Annotated in this window: 2 protein-coding genes; both read left to right on the top strand. The window is 73.0% G+C overall.

The genetic code is table 11. The annotated features are described in order from the left end of the window. Window positions 1–234: hypothetical protein (locus AB0K51_RS34425; RefSeq protein WP_363462171.1), on the top strand; the 234-nt coding region annotated here is incomplete at its 5' end. A gap of 53 nt (window positions 235–287) precedes the next feature. After that, window positions 288–5,885, top strand: a 5,598-nt coding sequence (locus AB0K51_RS34430; protein WP_363462173.1) for an amino acid adenylation domain-containing protein, incomplete at its 3' end; no start/stop codon positions are given.

Raw genomic sequence — 5,885 nt, forward strand, 5'->3', positions numbered from 1 at the left:
CTCTTCGACCGCGCGGAGGTCGAGCGCCTGGCCGAGCTGTGGCAGCAGGCGCTGCGCGCGATCCACACCCACGCGGAGAACCCGGACGCGGGTGGCTTCACCCCGTCCGACCTGAGTCTGGTCAGCCTCTCCCAGCACCACATCGAGCTGCTGGAGGAGGAAGAGGACGACTACGACGACGAGTTCGACCACTTCGGCGAGGTCGATGAGGACGACGACCTGCCCGGCCACTGAGCCACGCCTCGAAGTCCCCTCTCTTCACTGACAGTTCGGAAAGGTATCGGCACATGAAGAAGTCGGCGATCGAGGACGTGCTCCCGCTGTCGTCGCTGCAGGAAGGCTTCCTCTTCCACGCGCTGTACGACGCGCAGGGGCCGGACGTCTACACCGTGCAGCTGACCGTGGAGCTGAGCGGGCCGCTCGACACCGAGCGCCTGCGGCTCTCGGCGGAGGCACTGGTCGCCCGGCACGCCAACCTGCGGGCGGGCTTCCGGCACAAGGGCGTCGACCGTCCGCTGCAGGTGGTCCGGCGGCAGGTGCGCACCCCCTGGCGGGAGGTGGACCTGAGCGGACGCGGCGAGCAGGCGGACGCGGCGTTCGGCGAGCTGGCCGACGCGGACCGGGTCCGGCGCTTCGACATGAGTCGCCCGCCGCTGCTGCGCTTCACCCTGGCCGCGCTGCCCGGAGAGCGGCACCGGCTGCTGCTGACGATCCACCACATCCTGGTCGACGGCTGGTCGGTGCCGGTCCTGCTGGACGACCTGTTCGAGCTGTACGAGCGCGCGGGCGACGCGAGCGGGCTGCGTCGCGCCGTTCCGTACCGCGACTACCTGGCCTGGCTGTCCCAGCAGGACGAACCGGCCGCCCTCGCCGCCTGGCAGCGGGAGCTGGCCGGACTGGCCGAGCCGACGCTGGTCGCCAGCGGCAAGCAGGCGGCCGCGCCGGTGATCCCGCGGCCGGTGCACATCGAGCTGTCCGAGGAGCTGACCGAGCGGCTGGCGGCGACCGGCCGTCGGCACGGCTGGACCGTCAACACGCTGGCGCAGGCCGCCTGGGGCCTGGTACTCGGCCGCCACCTGGGCCGGTCGGACGTGGTGTTCGGCGGCACCGTCTCCGGCCGCCCGCCGGAGCTGCCCGGCGTCGAGACCATCGTCGGCCTGCTGATCAACACCCTGCCGGTGCGCGTGACCTGGCAGCCCGGGGCGACGCTGGCCGAGCTGTTCACCGTGCTGCAGGACCACCAGAGCGGGCTGACCCCGCACCAGCACGTGCAGCTCGCCGCCATCCAGACCGGCGCCGGCCTCGGCGAACTCTTCGACACCACCACGGTGTTCGAGAACTTCCCGCTCGGGGCCGAGGGCGCGCCGAAGCTGGCCGACGGGCTGGAGATCACCGAGGTCGACGCCCGGGACGCCACCCACTTCGCGCTCAGCCTGGTCGGCATGCCCGGCGAGCGGCTGACCTTCCGGCTGGACTACCGGCCCGACGTGATCGACCAGGAGACCGCCCAGCGGCTCGCCGACTGGCTGCACCGCACCCTGGAGACCGCCGCCGACACCCCCGAACTGCCGATCGCCGAACTCGGGTTGCTCTCCGGCGAGGAACTCCACCGGGTGCTCACCGAGTGGAACCGCACCGAGCGGCCGGTCCCGACCACCACCCTCACCGCGCTGCTGGAGAGCGCCGCCGCCGAGCACCCGGACGCGCTCGCCGTCGGCCACGGTGCCACCCGGCTCGACTACCGCGAGCTGCACGCCCGCGCCAACCGCCTGGCCCGCGTCCTGGTCGCCCGCGGCGCCGGACCGGAGCGGATGGTCGCGCTCGCCCTGCCGCAGCGCGCCGACCTGGTGGTCGCCCTGCTCGCGGTGCTGAAGACCGGCGCCGGCTACCTGCCGCTCGACCCCGCGCACCCCACCGAGCGGATCGCCGGCATGTTCGAGGAGACCTCGCCGGTCTGCGTCCTCACCACCGCCGAGACGTCCGGCGCCCTCCCGGCCGGCGGCCCCGAACTGCTGCTGCTCGACGACCCCGCGCTCGCCGCCGAGACCGCCGCCCAGTCCGACCGCCCGCTGACCGACGCCGACCGCACCGCCCCGCTGCTGCCCGGCCACCCCGCGTACGTCATCTACACCTCCGGCTCCACCGGCCGCCCCAAGGGCGTGCTGGTCGAGCACCAGGCCGTGGTGAACTACCTGCTGTGGGCGTGCGAGGTCTACCCGGCCGCACAGCGCAGCACCCTGCTGCACTCCCCGGTCTCCTTCGACCTCACCGTCACCGGCCTGTACGCCCCGCTGATCTCCGGCGGCAGCGTCCACCTCACCCGGTTCACCGACGGCCTGCCCGACCCCGAGGGCACCGTGCCCGAGGGCGGCATCGCCTTCCTCAAGGGCACCCCCAGCCACCTCGCCCTGCTGCGCGCGCTGCCCGCCGAGTTCTCGCCCACCGCCGAACTCGTCCTCGGCGGCGAGCCCCTGCCCGGCTCCCACCTCGACGCCTGGCGCCAGGAGCACCCCGGCGTCCGGGTGCTCAACGAGTACGGCCCGACCGAGACCACCGTCGGCTGCACCTCGCTCGCCGTCGAACCCGACGACGAGATCCCCGGCGAGGTGCTCACCCTCGGCCGCGCCATGTGGAACACCCGCCTGTACGTGCTCGACGACGCGCTGCGGCCCGTCCCGCCCGGCGTGGTCGGCGAGCTGTACATCGCCGGCACCTGCCTGGCCCGCGGCTACGCCGCCCGCCCCGGCCTGACCGCGCACCGCTTCGTCGCCGACCCGTTCGGCGAGCCCGGCACCCGGATGTACCACACCGGCGACCTGGTCCGCTGGCGTGCCGACGGCGACCTCGAGTTCGCCGGCCGGGTCGACGACCAGGTGAAGATCCGCGGCTACCGGATCGAGCTCGGCGAGATCGAGACCGTGCTCGCCGACCACCCGCAGGTCGAGCAGGTCGCCGTCGTGGTCCGCGAGGACCGCCCCGGCGACAGGCAACTGGTCGCCTACGTGGTCGGCGACGCCGCCGACCTGCGCGCCCACGCGGCGGGCCGACTGCCCGAGTACATGGTCCCGGCCGCCTTCGTGGCGCTCGACGTGCTGCCGCTCACCGCCAACGGCAAGCTCGACAAGCGCGCCCTGCCCGCCCCCACCGTGCAGACCGGCGGCGGCACCGGACGCGGCCCGCGCTCGCCCCGCGAGGAGATCCTCTGCCGGGTCTTCGCCGAGATCCTCGCCGTCCCCCGGGTCTCCATCGACGACGACTTCTTCGAGCTCGGCGGTCACTCGCTGCTCGCCACCCGCCTGGTCAGCCGGGTGCGCTCCGCCCTCGACGTGGAACTCCCGATCCGCGCCGTCTTCGAGCACTCCACCGTCGCCCGCCTGGCCCGCGCCCTCGACGGCGCCGGCCAGGCCCGCGCCGCGCTGCGCCCGATGGACCGGCCCGAGCACCTCCCGCTCTCCTTCGCCCAGCGCCGCCTGTGGTTCCTCGACCGCCTCGACCCGGACGCCGGCACCTACCACATCCCGGTCGCCGTCCGCCTCCGCGGCGAACTCGAACTCCCGCTGCTGGAAAGCTCGCTGAACGCCGTGGTGATGCGGCACGAGGCGCTGCGCACGGTCTTCCCCGAGCGGGAGGGCGAACCCCGCCAGCTGGTGCTCGACCCGCTGGACGTCTCCGTCGAGCTGCTGATCCGCGAGGCGGACGAGGCCAAGCTCGCCGACGAACTCGCCGCCGAGGCCGCCCGCCGCTTCGACCTGTCCACCGAGCTGCCGTTGCGGGCGGTGGTGTTCCGGGTGGCGCCGGAGGAGTGTGTGCTGCTGTTGGTGCTGCACCACATCGCGGGTGACGGGTGGTCGTTGGCGCCGCTGCTGCGGGATCTGGAAGCCGCTTATCTGGGGCGTGAGTTGGACGTGCTGCCGGTGCAGTACGCGGACTACGCGTTGTGGCAGCGTGAGGTGTTGGGGGCGGAGGACGATCCGGAGTCGGTGGCGTCGCGTCAGCTCGCTTACTGGCGTGAGGCGTTGGCGGGTCTGCCGGAGGTGCTGGAGCTGCCCGCCGACCGCCAGCGCCCGGCCGTGGCCTCCTACCGCGGCGAGCGGCTGCCCTGGCAGCTGGACGCCGCCACCCACCGCGCCCTCGCGGACCTCGCCCGGGACAGCGGCGCCAGCCTCTTCATGGTGCTCCAGGCGGCCCTCGCCACCCTGTTCACCCGGCTGGGTGCGGGGACCGACATTCCGCTGGGTACGGCGGTGGCGGGGCGGACCGACGAGGCGTTGGACGAGCTGGTCGGGTTCTTCGTGAACACGCTGGTGCTGCGGACGGACACCTCGGGGAACCCGAGCTTCCGTGAGCTGGTGAAGCGGGTGCGTGAGCACGACCTGTCGGCGTACGCGCACCAGGACGTGCCGTTCGAGCGGCTGGTGGAGGTGCTCAACCCGGAGCGCTCGCTGGCCCGCCACCCGCTGTTCCAGACCATGCTGCTCCTGCAGAACGCCCCGGAGCCCGACCTCGACCTGCCCGGCATCACCCCCTCCGTCGAGGAGTTCGCCAGCGGCGTCGCCAAGTTCGACCTGACCTTCGACCTGCACGAGACCTTCGACGCCGAAGGCCACCCGGCCGGCATCGCGGGTGACATCGACTACGCGCTCGACCTCTTCGACGCCGCCACCGTCGCCGCCCTGGCCGGCCGACTGACGAACCTCCTGGAACTCGTCGCGGCCGCCCCCGACCGCGAACTCGCCTCGCTCGACCTGCTGGATGCGGCGGAGCGTGCGTTGGTGGTGGAGTCGTGGGGTCGGGGTGCGGCGGCGGCGCAGTCGTCGGTGGGTGTGGTGGGGTTGTTGGAGGCGCAGGCTGCGCGGTCGCCGGAGACGGTGGCGGTGGTGTGCGGGTGGGAGCAGGTGACGTACCGCGAACTCGCGGAGCGCGCCGACCGGTTGGCGCGGGTGCTGGTGGCGTCCGGGGTGGGTGCGGACGGTCTGGTGGCGGTGGCGCTGTCGCGGTCGGTGGACCTGGTGGTGGCGCTCTGGGCGGTGTTGAAGGCGGGTGCCGGCTATGTGCCGGTGGACCCGACGCTGCCGGCCGACCGGATCTCGTACATCCTCTACGACGCCCGGCCGACCTGCGTGATCACCACGTCGGAGGTCCGGCCCGCACTGCCCCTGGGTGACGCCGAGGTCCTGCTGGTGGATGCGTTGCCGGCGCCGGTGGACGGTGAGTGGCCGCCGGTGGTGGTGCCGTCGTCGGCGGTGGCGTACGTGCTCTACACGTCGGGGTCGACGGGTCGTCCGAAGGGTGTGGTGGTGACCCGGGGTGGTCTGGAGAACGTGCTCGCGGACATGGGTGAGCGGTTCGAGGTGACGCCGAGTGCGCGGTTCCTGGCGGTGACGACGTTCGGGTTCGACATCTCGAACGTGGAGATCTTCGTGCCGTTGCTGGCGGGCGCGCGGTTGGTGCTGGTGGAGCGGGAGACGGTCCTCGATCCGGCGCGGTTGGCGGGGTTGATCGATTCGTCGGGTGCGACGTTCCTGCAGGCGACGCCGACGTTCTGTCAGGCTCTCGCCTCCGAGCAGCCGTTGGCGTTCGCCGGGCTTCGGGTGCTGATGGGCGGTGAGGCGATTTCCGCCTCGCTCGCGGACACGGTGCGCGAGGTGGCGTGGGACCTGACGAACGGTTACGGGCCCACCGAAACCTCGATCTACTCCGTCGCCGGAGTCGCGGACGGCCCCGTCGGCAGCGTGCCGGGCATCGGCCGCCCCGTGACCGGGACGGACGTCTACGTACTCGACGAGCGGCTGCGGCCGGTTCCGGTCGGCGTGCCGGGTGAGTTGTACATCGCGGGTGTGGGTGTGGCGCGTGGGTACGTGGGTCGTGCGGGGTTGACGGCGGAG

This window comes from Kitasatospora sp. NPDC049285 (assembly GCF_040678815.1).
GTDB lineage: Bacteria > Actinomycetota > Actinomycetes > Streptomycetales > Streptomycetaceae > Kitasatospora.